Source organism: Alteromonas alvinellae (assembly GCF_902705805.1).
In genome coordinates, this window is record NZ_CACSIH010000006.1 from 1 (window position 1) to 345 (window position 345).

At 54.2% G+C, this 345-nt stretch carries 1 pseudogene; it reads left to right on the forward strand.

From position 1 onward, the window contains the following. Positions 1–316, forward strand: a pseudogene (locus ACX5KA_RS00030) (IS66 family transposase); the annotation flags it as partial. Between the last annotated feature and the right edge of the window lie 29 nt (positions 317–345).

The following is a 345-nucleotide window of genomic DNA, read 5'->3' on the forward strand; positions in this document are numbered from 1 at the left end:
GTTCTTCCGGTGGGTCTACCAACAACGCCAGCGCACCGATTTACTGCCCAAATCCCCCTTCGCCAAGGCGCTTCACTATGCGCATGAGCGGGAGAGCCAACTCAAGGTGTTCCTGAGTAACCCGGCGTTACCCCTGGATACCAATCATCTGGAACGGGCACTGCGGGTTATTCCCATGGGCAGAAAAAACTATTTGTTCTGCTGGTCCGAACTCGGGGCTGAACAACTGGGCATATTACAAAGCCTGATGGTGACTTGCCGCCTGCAAGGCGTCAATCCCTACCATTACCTCGTGGATGTATTGCAGCGTGTAGCACGTAACCGTTCACCAAGGCCCTATTGACA